This is a genomic window from Allobosea sp., assembly GCF_017308075.1.
GTDB lineage: Bacteria > Pseudomonadota > Alphaproteobacteria > Rhizobiales > Beijerinckiaceae > Allobosea.
Genome location: NZ_JAFKFX010000027.1, coordinates 96,169 through 120,030, shown reverse-complemented (window position 1 = coordinate 120,030; position 23,862 = coordinate 96,169). Strand labels below are relative to the sequence as shown.

Here is a 23,862-nt window from a genome sequence, read left to right as displayed (position 1 = left end):
GGCCCCGTTCCGGTTCGGGCCTGGCGTGTTCCGAAATGACACGCCTGTTCCCGGCTTCCAGGCTCACCATGCCGGAAACGTGCCGTAACGGCAGGTTTTGAGGCCTTCTTGCGTGCCGGCAGGTCGGCATCGCGCTTGCCACCCAGCCCCCGCGAGTGGCGCCGGTCGGGACAATTGTTCCGATCCGGGCCGCTCGGGAGCGAGGCGCTGGATGATGACCGTCAACGAACTGAACTATGCCGCTGCCTCTGCTGCCGATGAACGTGCCAACTCGCTGCGCCACTGGATCGGCATGATCACGGCGCTCGTCGACGTGGTCATGGTGCTGGCGATCGTGATCGGCACCTCCTTCGCCTATCACCTCTATGCCTACGCTGATTTCGGCAACGGCAAGATCACGCTCGAGCTCGCCTCGATGATCGCGGCGATCTTCGTCTTCATCAACGCGCTGCGCGGGCGCTACCAGCTCGCCAACTACCTCTCGACCAAGGGCCAGATCGCCTCGGCCTTCACCGTCTGGAACATGGCGATGGTCGCCTTCATCGCCTTCGTCTTCCTCGCCAAGATCGTCGACCATTATTCGCGCGTGGTGGTGATCGTGACCTATCTCGCCGGCATTCCGCTGGTGGCGCTCGCCCGCTCGGGGATCGTGCGGGCGGTGTCGATGGCGAGCAAGACCGGCCGGATCACCTCGGAAAGGGTTTTCCTGATCGGCCGCGAGAGCGAGGTGATGTCCTTCGTCTCGCGCCATCAGCCCTGGAATATCGGCTTCTCGATCGTCGACGTCGCCTTCCTGCGCAGCAGCGACGCGCGCCGCATCAACGATCCCGCTGCGGCCCTGACGGCCGATCTCGCCGCGGCCTCCGCCCGGGCGCGCGACCTCAAGCCCGATGCGGTCTTCATCGCGCTGCCCTGGTCCGATCAGGAGACGATCGACGCCTGCGTCGACGCCTTCATGAACCTGCCGGTGGCGATCCATATGACGCCCGAGCCGATCATGGACCGTTTCGAGAATCCGCATATCGTGCGCGTCGGCTCGCTCGCCTCGCTGCGCCTGACGCGCCCGGCGCTGTCCTTCACCCAGGTCACGTTCAAGCGTGTCTTCGACATCTGCGCGGCGAGCGCGATCCTGGTGGCGAGCCTGCCGCTGCTGCTGCTGATCGCGCTGGCGATCAGGATCGACTCGAAGGGGCCGGTCCTGTTCCTGCAGCGGCGCTATGGCTTCAACCAGGAGCCGTTCCGGATCTTCAAGTTCCGGACGATGACCACCACCGATGACGGCGCGGTGATCCGCCAGGCGACCCGCGGTGATCCGCGCATCACACGGGTCGGGCGCCATCTGCGGCGCTATAATCTCGACGAGCTGCCGCAGCTCATCAATGTCATCGCCGGGCAGATGTCGCTGGTCGGCCCGCGCCCGCACGCGCTCGCCCATGATCGCGAATACCAGCGCAAGATCGCGCTCTATGCCCGCCGCCACAACGTCAAGCCGGGCATCACCGGTTGGGCCCAGGTCAACGGCCTGCGCGGCGAAACCGATACCGACGAGAAGATGGCGCGCCGCGTGGCGTATGACCATTGGTACATCGACAACTGGTCGTTCTGGCTCGATCTGGCCATCCTGCTGCGCACGCTGTTCAGCCCGCGCGCCTTCCGCAATGCCGGCTGAGCCGCCGGCATCGCGGCGCTGCAACCCTCTCCCCTGAAAACAGCCCTTCGCGTCCGCCGGCTTTGCGCTAGATTGCCCCGGCTTCATCAGGGAGGGGCGTTGTTTTCATGAATCAAATCGATTTGAACGGCCGGGTCGCTATCGTCACCGGTGGCGCGCAGGGTATTGGCCGGGCCGTCGCCGAGCGTTTCGCCAAGAGCGGCGCCAAGGTCGCTATCTGGGATCTGGACGGCAAGCTGGCCAAGGAGACGGCGGCTGCGATCGGGGCCGAGGCCAGCGGGCTCGGCATCGACGTCACCGATGCCGCCGCCGTGAACGAGGCCGCCGCCGACCTCGAGAAGCGCCTCGGCAGCGTCGATATCCTGGTCACCAGCGCCGGCATCGCCGGCCCCAACCGTAAGACCTGGGAATACCCGCTCGACGAATGGGCCAAGGTGATGCGGCTCAATGTCGACGGCACGCTGCATTGCTGCCAGGCGGTGGTCCCCGGCATGATCAAGCGCAATTACGGAAGGCTCGTGCTGGTCGCCTCGATCGCCGGCAAGGAAGGCAATCCGACGGCTTCGGCGTATTCGGCCTCGAAGGCGGCGGTGATCGCGCTGACCAAATCGCTCGGCAAGGAGCTGGCGACGCAGGACATCGCGGTCAACTGCATCACCCCCGCCGCGGCCAAGACCCGGATCTTCGACCAGATCACCCAGGAGCATATCGACTACATGCTCTCGAAGATCCCGCGCGGGCGCTTCCTTGAGGTCGACGAGGTCGCCGCCATGGTCGCCTTCCTCGCCTCGGCCGAGAACAGCTTCACCACCGGCGGCGTCTTCGACCTTTCGGGCGGCCGCGCCACCTACTGAGCGGGGCCACGGCCAGAGGCCTTTCCGCAATGCAAACGGTGCTGGCCACGCGGCCGGTGCCGCTCCTAATATGGTGCCATGACCGCGACCCTTCCTTCCGCCGCCGTGCTCGGCGCCCGCGCCTTCGCGGCGCTCGCCGGCCTCAATCGCTTTACCGACGAGCCGGGCAAGCTGACCCGGCTCTATCTTTCGCCGGCGCATCGCCAGGCGGCGGAATGGACCAAGGGGGCGATGGAGGTTGCGGGCCTCACCGCCTTCATCGATGGCGCGGGCTCGGTGCAGGGTCGGCGCGAGGGCGCAAGGCCCGGCCTGCCGGCGGTGCTGATCGGCTCGCATATCGACACGGTCAAGGATGGCGGTTGCTTCGACGGCAATCTCGGCGTCGTCGCCGGCATACTGGCGGCGCAGGCCCTGCGCGATGCCGGCATCGTCCTGCCCTTCGCACTCGAGGTCGTCGCTTTCGGCGATGAGGAGACGGTGCGCTTTCCGACCGATCTTTCGACCTCGCACGCCCTGATCGGCGAGTACCGGCAGGACTGGCTCGACGGCACCGATGCCGACGGCGTCAAGCTGCGCGATGCCCTCGTGAAGTTCGGCGGCGATCCGGCCGGCATTGCCGGCCTCGCCCGCAAGCCGGGTTCGCTCAAGGCCTATCTCGAGGTCCATATCGAGCAGGGGCCGGTGCTCGAGGCCGCTGGCGAGGCGGTCGGCATCGTCACCGCCATTGCCGCGCAGAAGCGGGCCCGCGTCCGGGTCACCGGCGAGGCCGGCCATGCCGGCACCGTGCCGATGGCGCTGCGCAAGGACGCGCTCGCCGCCGCCGCCGAGATGGCGCTGGCGCTGGAGGAGATCGCCCGCGGCCATGATCAGGCGGTCGGCACGGTCGGCGTCTTCCGGCCGGACCCGGGCGCGACCAATGTCGTGCCGGGCGCCGTCGATTTTACCATCGACTTCCGCGCCCCGGCCAATCAGACGCTTGCGAGCATGGATGCCGCCGTGCAGATGCGCTTCGCCGAGATCGCGACGCGGCGCGGCGTCGGGCTGGATATCGCGCCCTATTCGCAGTCGCAGGCCGTGCCGATGGACGAGGGCCTTCAGGAGGCCTTCGCCACCGGCATCGCCCGCACCGGCACCAATCTGACGGCGCGGCGCCTGCCTTCCGGTGCCGGTCACGACGCCATGGCGATGGCGGCCTTCTGCCCGGCGGCGATGCTGTTCGTGCGCTGCGAGAAGGGCATCAGCCATTCGCCGCTGGAGAACATGACCGAGCTCGACGCCGGCATCGCCATCCGCGTGCTGATCGAGACCCTGCTGGAACTGGCCCGCCGCGAGGGCTGACGAGTCGTCATTTTCGGGCGAGGCGTCGCGAGGATCCGAGAAACTCTTTCAGGAGATGCTCGGGTCAAGCTCGGGCAGGACGGCGGATCGGCGCCTGCTTCGGCGCCGGCTTGCGCCAGAGATGCAGCAGCGCTAGGCAAAGCCCGACCAGCGCCACCCAATGGCCGGGACGCAGCGCCGTCCAGTCCTGGTAGACGATGATGTCGGCATTGGCCTGGAAGATCAGCCAGGCCGAGGCGCCGGTGGCGAAGGCGTACCAGGCGGTTTCGGCCAGTGCCGTGGCGAGGCCGGTTGCGAGCGCGGTCAGGGCGAGCGAAGTAAAGCTCAGCGGAATGCCGAGGCGATTGAGGCCGCGATACGCCATCAGCAGCGCGAAGAGCCCGGCGAGCAGCACCGGCTGGGTCACGTCGATCTTCGATTGCAGAGCGAAATGGAACAGGCCGAGCATGGCGATCGGGTAGACGAGGCTGTGCAGACGCTGCCAGCGTGCTGAACCGAGCCGGCGGATCATGCCGTCGGTCGAGGTCGCCCCGAGCGCGACGAGGCCGGTCAGCGCGGTGATGCCGACCACGAGATAGAAGCGCTTGACGATCTCGGAGGCGATCAGCCCCCAGTCGAAGCTAAGATCGATGCAGTAGAGCGTCAGGTGCCCGAGCGCATAGGCGAGAGCGGAGAGGCCGAGCATGCGGCGGATGCCGATCAGCCGGTTCCAGTCGAGGATGCGACGCAGCGGCGTCACCGCGAGGGTGATGACGAGGATGCGCAGGCTCCAGGTACCGGTATCGTGCACCGCCTGTGTCCACGGCTTCGAGCCGAGCTGATGGGCGAAGGCCTGATAGGCGAGGTAGGCGGCCGGCATCAGCACCAGCGCGAAGCAGCCGGCGCGGAGCGCATCGAAGCGCCCCTTCCTGTCGGTCCACGGCCAGTCACTTGCCTCGATCAGAGCCATGCTCGCTCCCTTTGCCCTCGGGGTCGCAACCCGGATACGCCAGATTCGCCACGGGCGTCATGCATCTCTGCGCACAAGCGCGTGAGTGGCCGTGAGCCGGTCCTGCATCGGCGCATGCCGATTGAGCTTCCCATAGATCACGCTTTGCGTTTCGATTCGGGCCGCATGTGCAGCCGCGATTCGCCGCACCGGAACGGAGAAGCTCGATGTCGCGCAGTCCCAAGGTGGTTTTCGATGTCGGTAACGTCCTGCTGCGCTGGGACCCGTTCCATCTTTACCGGGACGTGATCCCGGACGACGCCAATCGCGACTGGTTCCTGAAGAATGTCTGCACGGCCGCCTGGAACATCGAGCAGGATCGCGGTCGGTCCTGGACGGATGCCGTCGCCCTCCTCGTTGCCGAGCATCCGGAATGGGAGCGTGAGATCCGGGCTTTCGACGAGCGTTGGCACGAGACCGTGCCGGGCGTGATCGAGGACAGCGTCGCGGTGCTGGCCGAGCTCAAGGCCAAAGGCGAGCAGGTCTACGCCATCACCAATTTCTCGCGCGAGAAATGGGCGGAATGCCTGGTCCGCTTCCCCTTTCTGCGCAGCTTCGACGGCGCGATCGTTTCCGCCCATGAACGGCTGCTCAAGCCCGACCCCGCCATCTACCATGTGCTGATCGAGCGTTATGGGCTCGATGTCTCCGACTGCATCTTCATCGACGACAGCGAGAAGAATGTCGCGGGCGCGCGTTCGGTCGGCATGCAGGCGGTGCATTTCCGCGAGCCAATCGACCTCAGAGGCGAGTTGCGCGCGCTCGGCGCCGCGCTCTGAGGCAAGCCCGGCGCCGCGTCTCGCAGCGCCGGGGCATGGCTTCGGACGGGGCGGCTACCAGTAGTAGCGTGGGCCGTAATAGCGGCGATAGGGCCGATAGCCATAGGGTCGGTAATAGGGGTAGGGCCGGTAGTAGCGTGGCCCGTAAAAGCGCGGGCCATAGCCATAATACGGTCTCCGCCAATAGCGGCGTCGGGGGCCGTAATAATAGTACTGGGCGTAGTCGGCCTCGGTCTTGTCGAGCGCTTCGGCGTCGATCTCGGGTGCGGCTTCCGGCCGGCGCGGCGTTGCCGGCGCGGCTTTCTGCGGCTGGGCCGCCAGACCTGCCGATGCGAAGCCCGCTGCCGCCAGGGCACCGATCAGGCTTCCGAGGAAAGAGCGTCTGTCCACGATGCTGTCCTCCCTTCCAAGGGCGAGAATCAACGTCGAGGAGGGCTTTTGGTTCCAGGCCGCGTGCTTTCGCGCGCGGCCTGCGGTTCTCAGTCGTCCATCTTGAGGGCGGCGATGAAGGCTTCCTGCGGAATCTCGACGCGGCCGAACTGCCGCATCCGCTTCTTGCCTTCCTTCTGCTTGTCGAGGAGCTTGCGCTTGCGCGAGGCGTCGCCGCCATAGCACTTCGCAGTCACGTCCTTGCGCAGCGCCCGGATCGTCTCGCGGGCGATGATCTTGCCGCCGATCGCCGCCTGCACCGGGATCTGGAACATATGCGGCGGGATCAGTTCCTTGAGCTTCTCGCACATGGCGCGGCCGCGGGATTCGGCCCTGGTACGGTGCACCAGCATGGAGAGCGCGTCGACCGGCTCGGCATTGACCAGGATCGACATGCGCACGAGGTCGCCCTCGCGATAATCGGTGATCTGGTAGTCGAAGGAGGCATAGCCCTTCGAGATCGACTTCAGCCGGTCGTAGAAATCGAACACCACCTCGTTCAGCGGCAGGTCGTAGACCACCTTGGCGCGGCTGCCGACATAGCCGAGATCGATCTGAAGGCCGCGCCGATCCTGGCAGAGCTTCAGCACCGAGCCGAGATATTCGTCGGGGGTGAAGATCGTCGCCCGGATCCAGGGCTCCTCGATCGCCTCGATCTTCATCACATCCGGCATGTCGGCCGGGTTGTGCAGCTCCAGCACCGTGCCGTCGCGCAGCTTGAGATGATAGACGACCGAGGGCGCGGTCGAGATCAGGTCGAGGTTGAACTCGCGTTCGAGCCGCTCCTGGATGATCTCCAGATGCAGGAGCCCGAGGAAGCCGCAGCGGAAGCCGAAGCCGAGCGCCGCCGAGGTCTCCATCTCATAGGAGAAGGAGGCATCGTTCAGGCGCAGCTTCGACATGGCGCCGCGCAGCAATTCGAAATCGGCGGCGTCGACCGGGAAGATGCCGCAGAACACCACCGGCTGCACCGGCTTGAAGCCCGGCAGCGGCTCGGCGACCGGCTTGCGGTCATCGGTGATGGTGTCGCCGACCGCGGTGTCCGCGACCTCCTTGATCGAGGCGGTGAAGAAGCCGACCTCGCCGGGGCCGAGCTCCTTGACCTCGGTCATCTTCGGCTTGAACACGCCGACGCGGTCGACGCCATAGCTGGCATTGGCCCGCATCATCCGGATCGACATGCCCTTCTTCAGCACGCCGTCGATGATGCGCACCAGGACGACGACGCCGAGATAGGCGTCATACCAGGAATCGACCAGCATCGCCTTGAGCGAGGCGTCCGGGTCGCCCTTCGGCGCCGGCAACTTCTCGACGATCGCTTCGAGCACGCCCTCGATGTTGAGGCCGGTCTTGGCCGAGATCGGCACGGCGTCCGAGGCGTCGAGGCCGATCACATCCTCGATCTGCTCCTTGATCCGCTCGGGATCGGCGGCCGGCAGGTCGATCTTGTTGAGGACGGTGACGATCTCGTGATTGGCGTCGAGTGCCTGATAGACATTCGCCAGCGTCTGCGCCTCGACGCCCTGCGAGGCGTCGACGACCAGCAGCGAGCCCTCGCAGGCGGCCAGCGAGCGCGAGACCTCATAGGCGAAGTCGACGTGCCCGGGCGTATCCATCAGGTTCAGGATGTAATCCTTGCCGTTCTTGGCCTTGTAATCCAGCCGGACGGTCTGCGCCTTGATGGTGATGCCGCGCTCCTTCTCGATGTCCATCGAGTCGAGGATCTGCTCGCTCATGTCGCGTGCGGCGACCGTGCCGGTCTGCTGGATCAGCCGGTCGGCGAGGGTCGACTTCCCGTGGTCGATATGGGCCACGATCGAGAAGTTGCGGATGTTGTCGAAGCTGCGGGTGCTCATCGGCCGCAGATAGCAGTGCGCGCGGGTTGCGCCAAGGGTTTGCGATGGCTCTGCGCAATGATCCTTGCAGGGGCAGGGCCAGCGGCGTGCCCGGCGCTATTGTGCCGCCAGCAGGCGTTCCTGCGCCCAGTTCAGCGCCTTGTAGTCGAAGCCCGCCTCCAGCGTCGGCTTCACCACGGCAAAATAGGGCGAAATGTCGAAGTCGCGCGGCATGTAGAGCGAGTGATGCCGGATGTGCAGGATCTCGCGATAGTCCTCCTCGCCCATGGCCTGGGCGTATTCGATCGTCGGCAGAACCGGATAACGCGCCGCCTCGAAAGCCTGCGCGATCAGCGTCGAGCAGATCGCCCGCGTCGGGTCGCCCGAGCCGAGCGCGATCATCCGCCGGCGCCAGCTGGCCGGCGCCCAGGGCAGCGGGAAGAGCCAGCGCGCGAGATCGAGGATGTTCTTCAGGTCATATTGCATTCCCAGCCGGTCGAGCACGTAGTCGACGGCGATCCGGCGGCCCTCGCGGTCGAGCGCCTGCGGCCGGCAGATCCGCGTGCCGAAAGCACCGTATTTCGCCAGCGGCGAGAGCACGCAGCCGACATCCATCTCGACCTCGGCGAGCTCCAGCGGCTCGCCCTCGGGGCTGAATTTTCCGGTATCGCCGACATAGAGCGCGGCATGCGACCAGGTCGACTGCGTCAGATATTTGATCGCGGCCGAGACCTTCATGCTGCCTTCGACCAGGAGCACGTCTCCGGGCCGCAGTGCCGTCCGCATCCGCGCCAGCGCCTTGGCGTCGACCGGTCCGGCCTGCGGCTTGCCGCGGGTGATGAAGCGCACCAGCGAGCGCCCGATCAACTCCAGCCCTCTGTTCATCGACGCCTCCCTGCGTCGGCGCCGTCCCCGGCGTCTTCCCCGCCAGCAAAGCGGCGCGGAGTGACTTTTCGGTAAGCACCTGACTGGCTTGGCCGCGAGAGAACCGGAATCGCCGAACATCGTAAAGTCCGGGTTGAGACTTGGTCCGCCTCGGCCGACGAGCAGGCATCTCGCCATGCGCGTCCATCATAATGGAATAAATCTTGCTTGATGGACGAGATGCCGATCTTGTACGAAGGCCGGAGGAAAAATGCAGGAAGACGCTGAAATCGCGATCGAGAGGCTGGACGGGGCGGGCGCCGCTGCCGCGGTTCCGGCGCTGACCGAGATATTGCGCGATGCCGTGGCGAACGGCGCCTCGGTCGGCTTCATGGACTTCAACACATCGGCCGATTTCGAGCGCTTCTGGCAGGGCACCGCCGAGCAGGTCGAGACCGGGGCCGTCCTGCTGTTCGTCGCGCGCGGCGCCGAGGGCATCGTCGGCACGGCGCAATTGCATCCGGTCGGCAAGCCGAACCAGCCGCACCGGGCCGAGATCGCCAAGGTTCTGGTGCATTCGCGGGCCCGGCGTCGCGGCATCGGCGAGGCGCTGATGCGGGCAGCCGAGGCACAGGCGCTCGCCATGGGCCGCGATCTGCTGGTGCTCGACACTGACGAGGCCGGCGCGGCGCGGCGTCTCTACAACCGGCTGGGCTGGACGGAAGCCGGCACGATCCCGCGCTATGCGCTGATGCCGGACGGCCGAGACTGCGGCTCGACCTTCTTCTACAAGGCATTGCCGTCGCCGGCCTGAGGCGGGCGACGGCGGATTGTCACTCGGCCTTGCGGAAATAAGGCTCGACCTCGCCCTTGAGCTTGACCGTCATCGGGTTGCCGTGGCGGTCCTTGGCGTTGCCGGCGGTCAGGCGCACCCAGCCCTCGCTGATGCAGTACTCCTCGACATTGGTCTTCTCGACGCCCTTGAAGCGCACGCCGATGTCACGCGCGAGCAGCTCCTCATTATAGTAGGGGCTGTTCGGGTTCGAGGAGAGCCGGTCGGGCAGGGTGTCGGTCATCGTGTCGGGCCTTCGTCTGGGTCTTTGCGAGATCGTCCGGCGCCGATCGGGCGCCTGGTCCCGCCTCCCATACCCTCAGATCGCGCGCTCAACAAATTCGCCCGTTCGGCTCGCTCCGGGGGATCGTCATCGTGGCCGCAGCAACCAGGCTGGCGCTCGACGCCAGACGAAAGCAAATCTCGCCGGCGGCGAGCCGCCGGCGAGATCGTTACGGCTGAAGCAGTCGCTTCCTCGCCGCGCTGTGAGCTTGGGTGTCAGCGGATCGGCGGGGCGTAGTGCAGACCGCCGTCCTTCCATGATGCGTTGATGCCGCGCTTGATCTTGAGCGGGCTGTCCTTGCCGATGTTCCGCTCGAAGACCTCGGCATAGGAGCCGACCTTCAGGACGATATTGTAGGCCCACTCATTCGGCAGGCCGAGCGCGTCGCCGAGCTTTCCTTCCTTGCCGATGAGTCGGAGGATGTTCGGATTGGCCGTGGTGCTCGCGGTTTCCGCGATATTGGCCGAGGTCAGGCCGAATTCCTCGGCGGCATGCAGGGCATGGGCGGCCCATTTGACGATGTTGTACCATTGGTCGTCGCCCTGCCGGACGGCTAGGCCGAGCGGCTCCTTGGAGAGCGTCTCGTTCAGGATCGTGTGCTTCTCGGGCTCGGTGAGCTTGGTCCGGAACGCATAGAGGACCGAACGGTCGGAGCTGAACGCATCGCAGCGGCCGGCCTGGTAGGCCTGGGCGGCCTCTTCCTGCGAGGAATAGGCGACGATCTCGTTCTTGAGCTTATTGATGCGAAAGAAGTCGGTCAGGTTCAGTTCGGTGGTCGAGCCCTGATTGGTGCAGATCGTCGCGCCGTTGAGTTCCTTGGCGCTCTGGACTTCCCCGGAACGCACCATGATGCCCTGACCGTCATAATAGTTCACGCCTGCGAACAGGATGCCGTTGGTTGCTTCCCGGCCCAGGGTCCAGGTGGTCGTGTTGAACAGCACATCGACCTCGCCGGTCTGAAGCGCTGTGAAACGCGCTGCGGGGCTCAGCGGGACGATCGAGATCTTGTCGGGGTCGCCGAAGATCGCCGAGGCGATGGCCCGGCAGAAATCGATGTCGAGGCCGACATATTTGCCGCTCTTGTCGGGGATGGCGAAGCCGGGCGTGCCGACCGACGAGCTGCATTTGAGCGTGCCGCGCTTGGTTACGTTCTCGAGGGTGCTGGCGTTCGCGGCACCGGACATCGTCGCCACAAGAATTGCTGCGGCTGTAATAGCTCTCATCGTTCGATCCTCCGATTGTCGTTGCTTGTTTTTCTATGGGGTCATCTGCGCAAAGCGTGGCGCTACCGCCCGCACGCTGCCGCGCCGGCGCCTCCGGCGAGGCGGCAGCGTGCGGCATCGGCGGACGGCTGGTGGCCTATGCCGGACGAAGGCGCTGGCGCGTGATCGCGGCGTGGAAGCGCGCGCCGTGGATCAGGCCCTCATCGTCGAAATCATAGGTCGGGTTGTGCAGCGGCGAGGACGCTTCGCCATTGCCGACATAGGCAAAACAGCCCGGGACATGCTCGAGAAAGCGCGCGAAGTCCTCCGAGCCGGTCATCGGCTCGCGCGCGACGGCGACGCCGTCATCCCCGAACACCGTGCGGGCGGCGGTGAGTGCCTCCTGCACCAGCGCCTCGTCATTCACCAGCGGCACGAATTCGCGCGTATAGCTCAGCTCGGCGGTGACATTGTAGGCCAGCGCCGTGCCCGCGACGATCACGCCCATCTGTTTCTCGATCGCCGCGCTGATCTCGGGGCGGAAGCTGCGGGCATCGCCGAGAATGCGCGCCAGACCGGGCAGGGCGTTGCGCGTTCCGTCCGTCAGCAGTTCGGTCACCGAGACGACGCCGATATCCGTCGGGCTCAGACGGCGCGCGACGATGGTCTGGAGATTGGTGACGAGCGCGCAGGCTGCGACCAGGACCTCATTGCCCGAATGCGGGCGCGCGGCATGGCCGCCGACGCCCCTGAGCACGATCTCGAAATTGTCCTCGGCCGACATGAACGGGCCGGCCCGCGTCTGGAACCGCCCGATCGCGAGGCCCGGGGCATTGTGCAGCCCGTAGATCTCCTCGAAGGGGAAGCGTTCGAGCAGCCCGTCGGCCAGCATGGCGAGCGCGCCCTTGCCCCATTCCTCGGCCGGCTGGAACAGGAAGCGCACCGTGCCGTCGAAGCCGCCTTCCTCGGCGAGCAGCTTGGCGGCCCCCAGAAGCATCGTCGTATGGCCGTCATGGCCGCAGGCATGCATGATTCCGGGCGAGCGCGAGCGATGGGCATGGTCGCCCTGCTCGGTGATGCGCAGCGCGTCCATATCGGCCCGCAAGGCGATCGAGCGGTTGCCGCTGCCGCGCTTCAGAGTCCCGACCACGCCGGTCCCGCCGATGCCCTCAGTGACATCGTCGAGGCCGAATTCGCGCAGCTTGGCGGCGACGAAAGCCGCGGTCCGCTTCTCCTCGAAGCCGAATTCGGGATTGGCATGCAGCTGGCGGCGCCAGCCCGTCATTTCACCCTGGAGGATGCCGTGATCGAGCTTGGCCATCAGAAGCCGCCTTGTCGCGCTGACATCGGGTTGGATGAGCCTACCGCACCCGGCGAAAGTCCGACGAGGACTTCGTAGCGGCCGGGATCGGTCGCGCCTTCGGTGTTGACGACGAGGACGCGCGACGAGGCGTCGAGCCGCAGCGCGGCGCGTATCGCCGGATCGGCCGCGGCGCGGCGAAGCCCGGCGAGGCCGGCCCCGCCGCTCTCGCCGGCGACAATCGCCGGGTCGCCGGCCGAGGGGCGGGCCAAGCGATTCATCACGGCGACCGCGTCGGCATCCTCGACCGTCATGAACGCGTCGGCGACGCGCGACAGCACGCGCCAGGCGATGGGAGACGGCTCATAGCATTCGAGCATCGCCATCACCGTCGGTTCGCCGTGCGCGACCTTGACCGGTTGGCCGGCCTTCGCGGTCTCGACGATGCAGGCGGCGCGGGCCGGGTCGACGACGACGAAGATCGGCCGCCGGTCGCCGAGAGCGAGGGCGAGATGGGCCGCGAGCGCCGCGGCGATCCCGCCGACCCCGGCCTGGACGAAGACATGCGTCGGAGGATGGTCGAGCTGTTTCAGGGCCTCGCGCACGATCACCGTGTAGCCCTGCATCACGAGACCGGGAATCCGCTCATAGCCCGGCCAGGAGGTGTCCGAGACGACGGTCCAGCCCTGCTTCTTCGCCACGCGCGAGGCTTCCAGAACCGAATCGTCATAGGTCCCGGCCACCCGGCGCATCTCGGCGCCGAAACGGGCGATCGCCGCGACGCGCTCGTCGCTGACCCCGCCATGCACGAAGATCACCGCTCTTGCGCCGACGAGCGCCGCACCCTGCGCCACCGAGCGTCCGTGATTGCCGTCCGTCGCGCAGGCGAAACTCATGCTGGCCGCGACCGCCGCGACCTCGGGCGCATGCAGTTCCGCGACATCGACGGGGCGGCCGAGGCGCTTCGTCGCCTCTTCGAGCACGAGCCGTATGACGGCATAGGCACCGCCCAGCGCCTTGAAGCTGCCGAGGCCGAGCCGCTGACCCTCATCCTTCACCGCGAGCTCGCCGATGCCGAGCTCGGCAGCGAGTCCGGGGAGGAGATGGAGCGGCGTGATCGCGTGATTTTGCCGGTGGGACAGGAAGCGCTCGACCTCGTCCGCAGCGGCGACGCCAAGCGTTTCCGCGTCGACAGGGGCGAGCTGCCCGCCATGATCAGGGTGCTGGTTGAGAAGGAACATCGCCGTCCTTGCCTTTGATGACGGCGCAAAGATATTAAATCGGGCGCGCAAGGAGCGCTGCAATCGCGCGCTTCAAATGCAAGTTTGTTTCATCGGAGCGCCGATTGACCAGGCTCGTATCGTCCGCCTCGCTGACCCTCGACAGCTTCGACATCGCCATCCTGCGCATCCTGCAGCGCGACAACACGACGCCGCAACGGGTGATCGGGGAGGCGGTCAACCTGTCGGCTCCGGCCGTCCAGCGCCGGATCAAGCGGCTGGAGCAGGCCGGTGTGATCCGGGCGAATGTCGCGGTCATCGAACCGGCGGCTGTCGGCCAGGCGATAACGCTCTTCGTGGAAGTCGAGCTCGTCAGCGAGACGGCTCAGGATATCGACGCGGCTAAGCGCGAATTCACGGCCGCAGAAGCGGTGCAGCAATGCTACTATGTCACCGGCGAGGCCGATTTTATCCTGGTGGTCGTCGTGCCCAGCATGGCCGCTTACGAAGCGCTGACGCGCAACCTGTTCTTCGAGAACAACAATGTCCGCAAGTTCCGCACCTTCGTCGCGATGGACCGCGTGAAGGTCGGCCTGACGGTTCCGCTGGCGCATCCGGCGTGACCGCGCGACCTCGTGCCTTGATCGAAGCCTGGAGGTTTTGTGCGCCGGGCATGCCCGACGCTATTGAAAGCGATCACGCCGCATTTGGACGGTGCTGTCCGAATGCGGCGCGATCCAGCGAGGTGGCGGGCAGTTTTCGGTGGCTCAGGTGTCGACCGTGGCGTTGAGCGCGTTGGTCTGGATGAACTCGCGGCGCGGCTCGACCACGTCGCCCATCAACTTGACGAAAAGATCGTCGGCCTCGTCGTTCTGGTCGTTCTTGACGCGCAGCAGCGAGCGTACGTCGCGGTCGAGCGTCGTCTCCCAGAGCTGGTCCGGGTTCATTTCGCCGAGACCTTTGTAGCGCTGCAGCGAAACGCCCTTCTTGCCGATGGCGTTGACCGCGTCGAACAGGTCGCTCGGACCGTTGACGATGTGGTCGTCGCCCTTGCGGCTGAGCACGCCCGGCTTGGCATAGGCTTCCTGCAGCGAGGCGCCGGCGGCATCGAGCCGGCGCGCCTCGGCGCTGGCGAGCAGGCCGGCATCGAGCGTCGCGACCTGCTTAACGCCGCGCACCAGCCGCGAGAAGACGAAGCCGCCATCGGCAACCTTGCCCTCCCAGCCGCGCTCGATCTCGTCCGAGATCGCGTCGAGCCGGCGCGCGACATAGGCTGCGGCCTCCTCGAGCTCGGCCTCGCTCTGGCCGTCCTGCGGGCGCAGCACGCCGGCGATCGCGGTCTGCTCGACGACGCGGCGGTCATAGCGCGAATGCAATTGCGACAGGGTGTGGCGCACGCTGCGCGCTTCCTCGATCAGGGCGCGCAGATCGGGGCCGGCGCGTTCGCTGCCGTCGCCCGTGCGGAAGACGGCGCCGTCGAGCGCGGAGTCGACGAGGTAGTCCTCGAGCGCGCGCTCGTCCTTGAGATAGGTCTGCGACTTGCCGCGCGCCGCCTTGTAGAGCGGCGGCTGGGCGATGAAGAGATGGCCGCGCTCGATCACCTCCGGCATTTGCCGGTAGAAGAAGGTCAGGAGCAGCGTACGGATATGGGCGCCGTCGACGTCGGCGTCCGTCATGATGATGATCTTGTGGTAGCGCAGCTTCTCGATGTTGAACTCCTCGCGGCCGATGCCGGCGCCGAGCGCCGTGATCAGCGTCCCGACCTGGTCGGAGGAGAGCATCTTGTCGAAGCGCGCCCGCTCGACGTTCAAGATCTTGCCGCGGAGCGGCAGGACCGCCTGGTATTCGCGGGCGCGGCCCTGCTTGGCTGAGCCGCCGGCCGAGTCACCCTCGACGATGAAGAGCTCGGATTTGGCGGGGTCCCTCTCTTGGCAATCAGCTAGTTTGCCTGGGAGAGACGCGATATCGAGTGCGCCCTTGCGGCGGGTGAGGTCGCGGGCCTTGCGTGCGGCTTCGCGTGCGGCTGCGGCCTCGGCGACCTTGCCGACGATGGTCTTGGCCTCGTTCGGATGCTCCTCCAGCCAGGTCGCCAGCGCCTGGTTGACGACGTTCTCGACCACCGGACGGACTTCCGAGGAGACCAGCTTGTCCTTGGTCTGCGAGGAGAATTTCGGATCGGGAACCTTGACCGAGACGATCGCGGTCAGGCCTTCGCGGCAATCATCGCCGGTGAGCGAGACCTTCTCCTTCTTCGAGATGCCGGAGCTCTCGGCATAGCCGGTGACCTGGCGCGTCAGCGCGGCGCGGAAGCCGGCGAGATGCGTGCCGCCGTCGCGCTGCGGGATGTTGTTGGTGAAGCAGAGCACGTTCTCGTGGTAGCTGTCGTTCCACCAGAGCGCGACATCGACCGTGATCCCGTCCCTCTCCGAGGTGAGCATGATCGGCTTGTCGATCACCGGCGACTTGGCCCGGTCGAGATAGCGCACGAAGGCCTCGACGCCGCCCTCATACATCAGCTCTTCGCGCACGACCTCGGCATGGCGTGCATCGGTCAGCACGATGCGCACGCCGGAGTTCAGGAAGGCGAGCTCGCGCAGCCGGTGTTCCAGCGTCTTGAAGTCGAACTCCACCATGGTGAAGGTCTCCTGCGACGGCAGGAAGGTCACCTCCGTGCCGCGCTTGTCGCCGGCCGGGCCGACGACGGCGAGCGGCGCGACCGCTTCGCCATGGCGGAACTCGATGAAATGCTCGTTCCCGCCGCGCCAGATCCTGAGCTTGAGCGAGACCGAAAGCGCGTTGACCACGGAAACGCCGACGCCGTGCAGGCCGCCCGAGACCTTGTAGGAGTTCTGGTCGAACTTACCGCCGGCATGGAGCTGGGTCATGATGACCTCGGCCGCCGAGATGCCTTCCTCGCTGTGGATATCGGTCGGGATGCCGCGGCCATTGTCGCTGACGGTTACCGAGCCATCGGCGTTCAGCGTCACCGTGACGAGGTCGGCATGCCCTGCCAGCGCCTCGTCGATGGCGTTGTCGACGACCTCGTAGACCATGTGGTGCAGGCCGGAACCGTCATCGGTGTCGCCGATATACATGCCGGGGCGCTTGCGCACCGCATCCAGGCCTTTGAGAACCTTGATGGAATCGGCGCCATAGGCGGCGTCCTCGAGGTCGCGGGCGGCATCGCTCATGTCGGGGTCCTTCGGCGGGCGAGCACGCGCCCGCGATGATCTTGATTCGTCTGGAGAATATAGGGGTTCAGGATGGCTTTTTCACGTGCGCGTGCGTACGTACGCGGGAAGCGCCGCATTAGCCAGAGAATGTCGAGATCGCGTCGAGGAAAGCCTCGCCATACTGGCTGAGCTTGCGCTCGCCGACGCCCTCGATGCCGCGCATCTCCTCGAGCCCGAGCGGCCGCTCGCGCGCCATGGCGATCAGCGTCCGGTCGGTGAAGATGATATAGGCGGCGACGCCTTCCTCGCGGGCGAGCGTCAGGCGCAGCTGGCGCAGATGCTCGAACAGCGCGGCGGTGTCGCCGTCGAGCCCGTCGGCCCGGGCCGCCTCGCGCGCGCCGCGCCGTGCCCGCCGCTCGGCATGCGGGTCGATCCTGAGTGCGATCGGCTCGCGTCCGAACAGGATGTCCTCGCCCTTCTCCGTCAGGCAGAAGCCGCCATGTTCGGTGCTGGCCTCGGCCAGCGCGCCGGCGGCGAAGAGCTTTCGGGTCAGCGCCGTCCAGGCGCTCTTCGGCTTGTCGGAGCCGACTCCGAAGGTCTTCAGCCCGTCATGGTTCTGGCGGCGGATCGCCTCGGTCGCCGTGCCGGTCAGGATGTCGGCGAGATGGCCGGCGCCGTAGCGCTGGCCGGAGCGCGCCACCGCCGAGAGCAGTTTTCGCGAATCGAGCGTCGCATCGGCGAGTTCCGGCGCCTCCGGGCCGCAGAGGTCGCAGCGGAACGGCGCATTCCCGTGGCGGCAGGGCGGGGTGTCCTCGCCGAAATAGGAGAGCAGCGCGCTGCGCCGGCAGAGCGCCGATTCGCACAGATCGATCATGGCGTTGAGGCGCTTGTGCTCGATCCGGCGGCGCTCCTCGTCGATCGCCTTCTCCTCGATCTGGCGGCGGCGCAGCGCCATGTCGTCGACGCCGTAGAGGGTCAGCGTGTCGGCTGGCAGGCCGTCGCGCCCGGCGCGGCCGATCTCCTGATAATAGCCCTCGATCGAGCCCGGCATGTCGGCATGGACGACGAAGCGGACATCGGGCTTGTTGATGCCCATGCCGAAGGCGATGGTGGCGCAGACGACGACGCCGTCCTCCTGCAGGAAGATGTCCTGGTTGCGGTTGCGCTCGGCCTGTTCCAGCCCGGCATGGTAGGCGTAGGCCTTGTAGCCCTTCTCGCGCAGGCCTTCCGCTAGGCGCTCGGTGCGGCCGCGCGATGAGCAGTAGACGATGCCCGAGCCGCCGCGATGAACCTTGAGGAAATCGGCGATCTGCCGGCGCGGCTGGTCCTTCGGCGCGAAGGCGAGCTTGAGGTTCGGCCGGTCGAAGGAGTGCACCACCATATGCGGCGGCTGCGGGAAGAGCTGCTGGGCGATGTCGGCCTGGGTCTGGCGGTCTGCCGTGGCGGTCAGGGCCGTTACCGGGACATTGCCGAGCGCCTCGCGGACCTTGGAGAGCAGACGGTACTCCGGCCGGAAGTCGTGGCCCCATTGCGAGACGCAATGCGCCTCGTCGATGGCGAGCCGGGTCACGCCGAGCCGGCGCAGGCGCCCGACCAGCCCCTCTCCGGCGAGGCGTTCCGGCGAGACGAAGAGCAGGCGCAGTTCGCCGGCATTGAGCCGGTCCCAGGCGGCCGCCGCCTCCTCCTCGCTGTTCATCGAGTTGAGCGAGGCGGCCGGCACGCCGGCGCGGACGAGTTGCCCGACCTGGTCGCGCATCAGTGCGATCAGCGGCGAGACGACCAGGGTCAGCCCGCCTGCGACCAGCGCCGGCAGCTGGTAGCACATCGACTTGCCCGAGCCGGTCGGCATCACCGCGAAGACGTCGCGGCCGGACAAAGCGGCTTCGATGACCTCCCATTGTCCAGGGCGGAAATCATCATAGCCGAAGACCGACTTCAGGATCGCGCGGGCTTTTGATTCGCTGGGCGACGACATCGCCCGGATGTGCCGGATTTGCGGCCGGAAGGCCAGCCGTGGCGCGAAATCATCCCCGACGACGGCAAAGCCCGCTTGATCGCCGGGCGGCCGCGCGCGACGCTGGCGGCCGCTGCGAGCCATGCCGGGAGAGCCAGCCATGCGCCTTGCCTTCGCCTTCCTTCTTCTGCTCGCTGCACCTGCCGTCCAGGCCCGCCCGCTGGAGCGCGAATTGCCACCGAAAGTGAATGCCTGCTGGGAGCGCAGCTATGATGCGGCCCATCTCGCCAAGCATCCGCGCCAGAAGGTCGCGAGGATCCGCCTGCTGCATGCGGCGGAGAATTGGCAGCCGGGAGAGGGCGGCAGCGTCTATGTCATGCTCCACATCAATCTGCGCGAGCGCGTGAAGCCGGACCAGGGCTTCGACTATCAGCTCGGCGGCTTTTGCAAGGCTGCCGGGCAGGGCCTGCTCTGCCGGCCGGAATGGGATGCAGGCAGCTGGCGAATCGAGCGCGGCCCGAACGGGGCGCTCGACATCCGCAATGCCGGGATCACCGCCAATCCCGATCCCTACGATGCCGAGGAGATCGCCGACGGGGCGGTCCGGATTCCGGCGAAGCCCGATGACGGCGTCTGGCGGCTTTCGCCGGCCGCCGGACCGTGCCGGCTGGAATAGCTCGCCGCCCGCCTGTCGGTCAGGGATGCATCGCGGCGACCTTGATCAGCCGTGCGATGACCTTGTCGAGGAAGCCGGCGGTACGACGGTCGCTGAGCTCGCCATCCTCGCCATAGGCCTTGTCGGCGCCGGCGACGGCGAGCATTTCCGGCACGAGCAGCGCGCCGAAGCCGAGTTCGAGCACGGTGCGCAGCTGAGTCAGGCAGCGATAGGTCCCGAGCGACCCGGCGGAGGCGCCGCCCAGCGCCACGACCTTGCCGCGCAGGCCCGGCCCGCCCGAGCGGACGATGCTGATCCAGTCGAGCGCGTTCTTCAGCGCCGGTGGGTAGCCGGCATTGTATTCCGGGCTGACGATGAAGAGTCCGTCATGCGCCTCGACCAGCGCGGCGAGCGCTTTCGCCTCGGCCGGCGGGTCGTTGTCGAAGGCACGGGCGTCGATCAGCGGCAGGGGATAATCGCCGAGCGAGATCTGCGTCACCTCGGCGCCGGCCGCGGCGAGCTTCTTGGCCACCAGGGTCGCGAGCCGCGTGTTCATCGAGCCCGGCCGCCAGGAACCGGCGAAGACGAGGATTCTTGGCATGATGGGCTCCGGCAGAGGCGAAAGGGCAGGCGCGCTGAGCGGCGCGTTTGCCGTCAGCTTGCCCTCGCGATGCGAAGGAAGGAAGACTCAGGGCCCGTCAAACATCAGGGCTTGGCGCGGCGATAGACCCAGACGCGCGCCGGCGGAATGTTGCGCAGCACCCAGTCGGAAACCTGGGACTTCAGCCCGGAGCCCTTGCGGGTGATCGGTGAGACCATCGCATAGGTGAACTGGATGAAGGGCGCGCCGGGCTGGAGCACATTGTCGAAGGCGTCGTTGACCAGCGCCGAGCGTTCCACCGGCGGACGGTTGAACAGCGGCAGGCTGGAGACCACTGCGCTCGCCTTCTCGCCGAGATGGCCCTGCAGCGTCGTCGACAGCGCATAGGCGTCGCCCTCGACGATGGTGGCGCGTGGGAAGCGCTTGCGCAGCAGCTCGCAGAATTCGGGAGCAAACTCGACCAGAACCAGGCGGGATTCGTCGATGCCGCGGGCGATCAGCGCCTCGGTGACCGGCCCGGTGCCGGGGCCGATCTCGACCACCGGCCCTTCGACCTGCGGGTCGACATAGGAAGCCATGCGCTTGGCGAGGAAGGGGCTCGAGGGTGCGACGGCGCCGGTCCGGCCGGGCGAATCGATCCAGGACTTCAGGAAGCGGGCATCGTCGCCGAACTTGGCGCGCGCTTCGTCGGCAGCCTTGCGGACGCGGGTCTTCAGCTTGCCGGCGGTGTTGCGGACCTCGTCCTCGACCTTGTAGCGGGCCGCGGCCACGCGCAGCCTGGCCTGGGCGACGCTGTCGGCCAGTTCGGCGGCAGTCAGGCGCATCTCGTCCTCGAGCCGGGCTGCGACCGAGGACTGACCGAGCCGCGTGGCAAGAGAAGCGTTGCGCGGCCGCGAGCCGGGAGCGGGGTGGACCATAGGACCTCTGAGCGCGCGTCGCGGCCCCGGTCGTCCGGGATCGCGACAGTGCTGTGACGTTACGCCGCTGTCATATGGGGTCAAGCGTCCGACGAATCCAGCGGTTTTTCCGACGGCCGCGTCAGATCAGCGGTCGCGGCCGGCGCTCGCTCTCGAAAAGCAGGGCGATACGCTCGGTCAGGCGTGGGTTGAGGAGCTTCAGGCGCCCTCCCGAAAGGCTGAACAGCCCGGCCCGGCGCAGCCGCGACCAGGTCTTGCTGGTGTGGACCAGCGACAGGCCGAGCGCATCGGCGAGATGCTGCTGGGTCAGCGGGAAGGCGAAACTGTCCTCGCTGACGAGGCCGAGAGCATCGGCCCGGCGATAGAGCGAGATCAGCAAGGCGGCGATCCGCTCCTGGGCGTTGCGCTGGCCGACCGAGGTCAGGTTCTCGTCGATCAGCGATTCCTCGCGCGAGCCGAGCCAGGCGAGCTCATAGGCGAGCGCGGGCATGCGGGCGAACAGCTCATAGGTGCGCCGGCGCGGGAAGACGCAGAGCTCGACCTCGGTCAGCGACTCGATGCCGTGCTGCGCGGCGCTGAGGAGCGAGGCCTGCAGGCCGACGAGATCGCCCGGCAAGAGGAAGTTGAGGATCTGGCGGCGGCCGTCCGGCAGCGACTTATAGCGGAAGGCCCAGCCCGAGAAGAGCGTGTAGAGCTCGGCATCCTCCTGGCCGGGATGGATGATATCGGTTCCGGCCGGCAACTGGCGATGGTCGAGCTTCATCGTCTGGATGAAGCGGACCTCCTCGTCCGGCTTGTCCTTGAAGGCGGGCTTGAGGCGCAAGGGGCAGGCGAGACAGGGCACGCCCGTCCGGTTTCGATTGGTCGTCGAGACCATGACCATGCGGTTCGCTTCCCTGCCTTCCAGTCTGCGATCTCGCCGAAGTGGCCGATCGCGCTTGTGCATCGCAATATCGTCGGCCTGCGACCGGAACTCTCGCTCTGGCTTCGCGTTTTCCTCTCTGCCGCGAAAGCCATCTCTTAGCAATGTCGTAGGGGGGGCTGGCGGCGATCTGGAGCCCGGCCGCATGAACGACACCTCCACCGTGACGCGGCGTTCGCGCATGCGGCAGTTCTTCCGCGTCGCGTTGCGGTTCTGGACGGGCGAGAGCCGCCTGCGCGCCTGGACCCTGACCCTACTGGTCCTGTTCTTCGTCGCGGCCCAGCTCGGAGCCGCGGTCGGCGTCAACGGCTGGAACCGGCTGTTCTTCGACGCGCTCGAAAAGCGCGATCTCGCCGGCGTCTGGTATGCGGTCTCCTGGCTGCCGCTGCTCATCCTCGGCTCGGCCCTGAGCCTGTCCTGCCTGGTGGTCGGCCGCATGCTCCTGCAGGTACGCTGGCGCGAATGGCTCACCCGTCACATCGCCGGCTGGTGGATTGCCGATCAGCGCTATTACCGGCTGCAGTTCATCACGCGCGAGCAGTCGGTTCCCGAATACCGCATCGCCGATGATGTCAGGCTCGCCATCGAGCCCCTGGTCGAGTTCGCAATCGGGCTGATCAGCGCGGCGGTGACGGCCGCGACCTTCGCGGCGATCCTCTGGCAGGTCGCCGGTTCGGCGCGCTTCAGCCTGGGTGGCACGGAGATCGTAATCCCCAGCTACATGGCGCTCGCGGCGGTGCTCTATGCGGTGATCGCCTCGCTCGCCGCCTATTTCGCCGGCCGGCCGCTGGTCCCGCGCATCGCCGCCAAGAACGAGGCGGAGGCGCAGTTCCGGGCCGAGATGACGCGTCTGCGCGAGAATGCCGAGAGCATAGCCCTGATCAAGGGCGATGCCGACGAGCGCGACTCCGTCGGCGAGAATTATGGCCGCGTCGTCGCCGCCTGGCTCAACGTCATCCGCCAGCAGGGCGTCATCGCGATCGTGCTCAACACCAATGGCGCGCTCTTCCCGATCGTGCCGCTGCTCCTCATCGCGCCGAAATATCTCTCGGGCGAAATCACGCTGGGCGCCGTGATGCAGGTTGTGGCCGCCTTCAGCGCGGTGCAGGCGGCGCTGATCTGGTTCGTCGACAATTTCGTCCGCCTCGCCGAATGGTTCGCCTCCGTCACCCGCGTCGACGAACTGGCTGAAGCGCTCGAGGCGCTGGATGTCGGCACGATCATGGAGGGCGAAACGCAGATCACGCTCGGCGAGAGCGCCGACGGCGCCATCCATATCGACAACCTCTCGATCGCCCATAGCAATGGCCGCATCGTCATCGCCGATACCTCAGGGGTGGTCGAACCCGGCGAGAAGGTGCTGATCACCGGCGAGAGCGGCTCGGGGAAGAGCACGCTGATCCGGGCACTCGCCGGGCTCTGGCCCTGGGGTTCCGGCTCGATTGGTCTGCCGCGTGGCAAGCGCCTCGCCTTCGTGCCGCAGAAGCCCTATCTGCCGATGGGCACCTTGCGCGACGTGCTGCTCTATCCCGAGGCCGAGGGCAGGGTCTCGGACGAAGTCGTCGTCGCCGCCTTGAAGCGCTGCGGCCTGTCCTATCTCGCCAAGCGGCTCGACGAGGAGGAGCGCTGGGACCAGACGCTTTCCGGTGGCGAGCGTCAGCGCGTCGCCTTCGCGCGTCTGCTGATCCAGAAGCCCGACATCATCATCATGGACGAGGCGACGTCCGCTCTCGACGAGGACAGCCAGAATTCGTTGCTCGGCCTCCTCGACGAGGAGCTCGCTGAGGCCACCGTCATCAGCGTCGGCCACAGGCCGGGCCTCGAGGACTTCCACGACCGCAAGATCACCCTGGAGAAGCGCCAGGCCGGTGCGCAGCTGACCTCGAAGCGCCTCGGAAAATCGCTCTGGCGCCTTTTCCGCGGGCGCATCGCCGCCAATGACCGCACCTCTTGAAAAATTTGAAGCGGGCGCGATTCCGCTTCTTCCTGGAACAAAACCCTCCCGAACTGGTTGACAGACCGAAGCCGCCGCGAGCGGTCCATGCGA

21 protein-coding genes are annotated in these 23,862 nt (G+C 66.9%); 8 read left to right on the top strand and 13 right to left on the bottom strand.

The features are described 5' to 3' along the window. The first annotated feature begins 214 nt into the window (after nucleotides 1-214). From J0J10_RS08690 to J0J10_RS08680, 3 genes are all read left to right on the top strand, one after another. Nucleotides 215-1,669, top strand: a complete 1,455-nt coding sequence (locus J0J10_RS08690) for an undecaprenyl-phosphate glucose phosphotransferase (protein ID WP_291646113.1) — start codon at nucleotides 215-217, stop codon at nucleotides 1,667-1,669. 107 nt (nucleotides 1,670-1,776) lie between these two features. Beyond that, complete coding sequence (locus tag J0J10_RS08685) at nucleotides 1,777-2,523, top strand: SDR family NAD(P)-dependent oxidoreductase (protein WP_291635815.1); 747 nt, start codon at nucleotides 1,777-1,779, stop codon at nucleotides 2,521-2,523. A gap of 78 nt (nucleotides 2,524-2,601) precedes the next feature. Continuing rightward, nucleotides 2,602-3,861, top strand: coding sequence for an allantoate amidohydrolase (locus tag J0J10_RS08680; RefSeq protein ID WP_291646112.1), 1,260 nt, complete (start codon nucleotides 2,602-2,604; stop codon nucleotides 3,859-3,861). A gap of 64 nt (nucleotides 3,862-3,925) precedes the next feature. On the opposite strand, the gene J0J10_RS08675 is transcribed toward J0J10_RS08680, so the two are convergent. After that, nucleotides 3,926-4,810, bottom strand: a complete 885-nt coding sequence (locus tag J0J10_RS08675; protein WP_291646111.1) for a protein-methionine-sulfoxide reductase heme-binding subunit MsrQ — start codon at nucleotides 4,808-4,810, stop codon at nucleotides 3,926-3,928. Nucleotides 4,811-5,016: 206 nt separating this feature from the next. Here J0J10_RS08675 and J0J10_RS08670 point away from each other — a divergent pair, with 206 nt between their 5' ends. Further along, complete coding sequence (locus J0J10_RS08670; protein WP_291646110.1) at nucleotides 5,017-5,628, top strand: HAD family hydrolase; 612 nt, start codon at nucleotides 5,017-5,019, stop codon at nucleotides 5,626-5,628. A 54-nt stretch (nucleotides 5,629-5,682) separates the two neighbouring features. Here the strand turns inward: J0J10_RS08670 and J0J10_RS08665 are convergent, their stop codons facing one another. The 3 genes from J0J10_RS08665 to J0J10_RS08655 form a co-directional block, all read right to left on the bottom strand. Then, the gene (locus J0J10_RS08665; protein WP_291646109.1) at nucleotides 5,683-6,018 is read right to left on the bottom strand and encodes a hypothetical protein; all 336 of its coding nucleotides are present in this window, start codon (nucleotides 6,016-6,018) and stop codon (nucleotides 5,683-5,685) included. 89 nt (nucleotides 6,019-6,107) lie between these two features. Then, a complete protein-coding gene (gene lepA, locus J0J10_RS08660) occupies nucleotides 6,108-7,913 on the bottom strand; it encodes a translation elongation factor 4 (protein ID WP_291635806.1) in 1,806 nt (601 codons plus the stop codon). Between the two features lie 96 nt (nucleotides 7,914-8,009). Further along, on the bottom strand, nucleotides 8,010-8,777 hold the full coding sequence (locus J0J10_RS08655; protein WP_291646108.1) for a C40 family peptidase: 768 nt from the start codon (nucleotides 8,775-8,777) through the stop codon (nucleotides 8,010-8,012). Nucleotides 8,778-9,027: 250 nt separating this feature from the next. On the opposite strand from J0J10_RS08655, the gene J0J10_RS08650 reads away from it, so the two are divergent. Further along, nucleotides 9,028-9,570, top strand: a complete 543-nt coding sequence (locus tag J0J10_RS08650; protein ID WP_291646107.1) for a GNAT family N-acetyltransferase — start codon at nucleotides 9,028-9,030, stop codon at nucleotides 9,568-9,570. 19 nt (nucleotides 9,571-9,589) lie between these two features. On the opposite strand, the gene J0J10_RS08645 is transcribed toward J0J10_RS08650, so the two are convergent. The 4 genes from J0J10_RS08645 to J0J10_RS08630 all read right to left on the bottom strand — a co-directional run bounded on the left by J0J10_RS08645 (nucleotide 9,590) and on the right by J0J10_RS08630 (nucleotide 13,614). After that, nucleotides 9,590-9,832 carry a DUF3297 family protein gene (locus J0J10_RS08645; protein WP_291635799.1) on the bottom strand — a complete coding sequence of 81 codons (243 nt, stop codon included), beginning with the start codon at nucleotides 9,830-9,832 and terminating at the stop codon, nucleotides 9,590-9,592. Between the two features lie 254 nt (nucleotides 9,833-10,086). After that, entirely contained in the window at nucleotides 10,087-11,094 is a 1,008-nt protein-coding gene (locus tag J0J10_RS08640) for an amino acid ABC transporter substrate-binding protein (protein ID WP_291635797.1), read from the bottom strand. A gap of 136 nt (nucleotides 11,095-11,230) precedes the next feature. Further along, complete coding sequence (locus J0J10_RS08635; RefSeq protein ID WP_291646106.1) at nucleotides 11,231-12,394, bottom strand: M20 aminoacylase family protein; 1,164 nt, start codon at nucleotides 12,392-12,394, stop codon at nucleotides 11,231-11,233. Continuing rightward, nucleotides 12,394-13,614, bottom strand: a complete 1,221-nt coding sequence (locus J0J10_RS08630; protein ID WP_291646105.1) for a diaminopropionate ammonia-lyase — start codon at nucleotides 13,612-13,614, stop codon at nucleotides 12,394-12,396. The genes J0J10_RS08635 and J0J10_RS08630 overlap by 1 nt, the downstream gene beginning before the upstream one ends. 104 nt (nucleotides 13,615-13,718) lie before the next feature. Between J0J10_RS08630 and J0J10_RS08625 the strand changes: the two genes are divergently transcribed. Then, the gene (locus J0J10_RS08625; RefSeq protein ID WP_291646104.1) at nucleotides 13,719-14,216 is read left to right on the top strand and encodes an Lrp/AsnC family transcriptional regulator; all 498 of its coding nucleotides are present in this window, start codon (nucleotides 13,719-13,721) and stop codon (nucleotides 14,214-14,216) included. Between the two features lie 144 nt (nucleotides 14,217-14,360). Here J0J10_RS08625 and gyrB read toward each other — a convergent pair whose 3' ends face one another. Beyond that, entirely contained in the window at nucleotides 14,361-16,784 is a 2,424-nt protein-coding gene (gene gyrB / locus J0J10_RS08620; RefSeq protein ID WP_291646103.1) for a DNA topoisomerase (ATP-hydrolyzing) subunit B, read from the bottom strand. Between the two features lie 118 nt (nucleotides 16,785-16,902). Next, nucleotides 16,903-18,741, bottom strand: coding sequence for a DNA helicase RecQ (recQ, locus tag J0J10_RS08615; RefSeq protein WP_291646233.1), 1,839 nt, complete (start codon nucleotides 18,739-18,741; stop codon nucleotides 16,903-16,905). 139 nt (nucleotides 18,742-18,880) lie between these two features. On the opposite strand from recQ, the gene J0J10_RS08610 reads away from it, so the two are divergent. Next, nucleotides 18,881-19,396, top strand: a complete 516-nt coding sequence (locus J0J10_RS08610) for a hypothetical protein (protein ID WP_291646102.1) — start codon at nucleotides 18,881-18,883, stop codon at nucleotides 19,394-19,396. Nucleotides 19,397-19,415: 19 nt separating this feature from the next. Here the strand turns inward: J0J10_RS08610 and J0J10_RS08605 are convergent, their stop codons facing one another. The 3 genes from J0J10_RS08605 to J0J10_RS08595 form a co-directional block, all read right to left on the bottom strand. Then, on the bottom strand, nucleotides 19,416-19,976 hold the full coding sequence (locus tag J0J10_RS08605) for an NADPH-dependent FMN reductase (RefSeq protein WP_291646101.1): 561 nt from the start codon (nucleotides 19,974-19,976) through the stop codon (nucleotides 19,416-19,418). A gap of 104 nt (nucleotides 19,977-20,080) precedes the next feature. Further along, nucleotides 20,081-20,893, bottom strand: a complete 813-nt coding sequence (locus J0J10_RS08600; RefSeq protein WP_291635783.1) for a class I SAM-dependent methyltransferase — start codon at nucleotides 20,891-20,893, stop codon at nucleotides 20,081-20,083. Nucleotides 20,894-21,014: 121 nt separating this feature from the next. Then, nucleotides 21,015-21,776: a Crp/Fnr family transcriptional regulator gene (locus J0J10_RS08595; protein ID WP_248310059.1), complete on the bottom strand. Its 762-nt coding sequence runs from the start codon at nucleotides 21,774-21,776 to the stop codon at nucleotides 21,015-21,017. 184 nt (nucleotides 21,777-21,960) lie between these two features. On the opposite strand from J0J10_RS08595, the gene J0J10_RS08590 reads away from it, so the two are divergent. Next, nucleotides 21,961-23,769 carry an ABC transporter ATP-binding protein/permease gene (locus J0J10_RS08590; RefSeq protein ID WP_291646100.1) on the top strand — a complete coding sequence of 603 codons (1,809 nt, stop codon included), beginning with the start codon at nucleotides 21,961-21,963 and terminating at the stop codon, nucleotides 23,767-23,769. The last annotated feature ends 93 nt before the right edge of the window (nucleotides 23,770-23,862 follow it).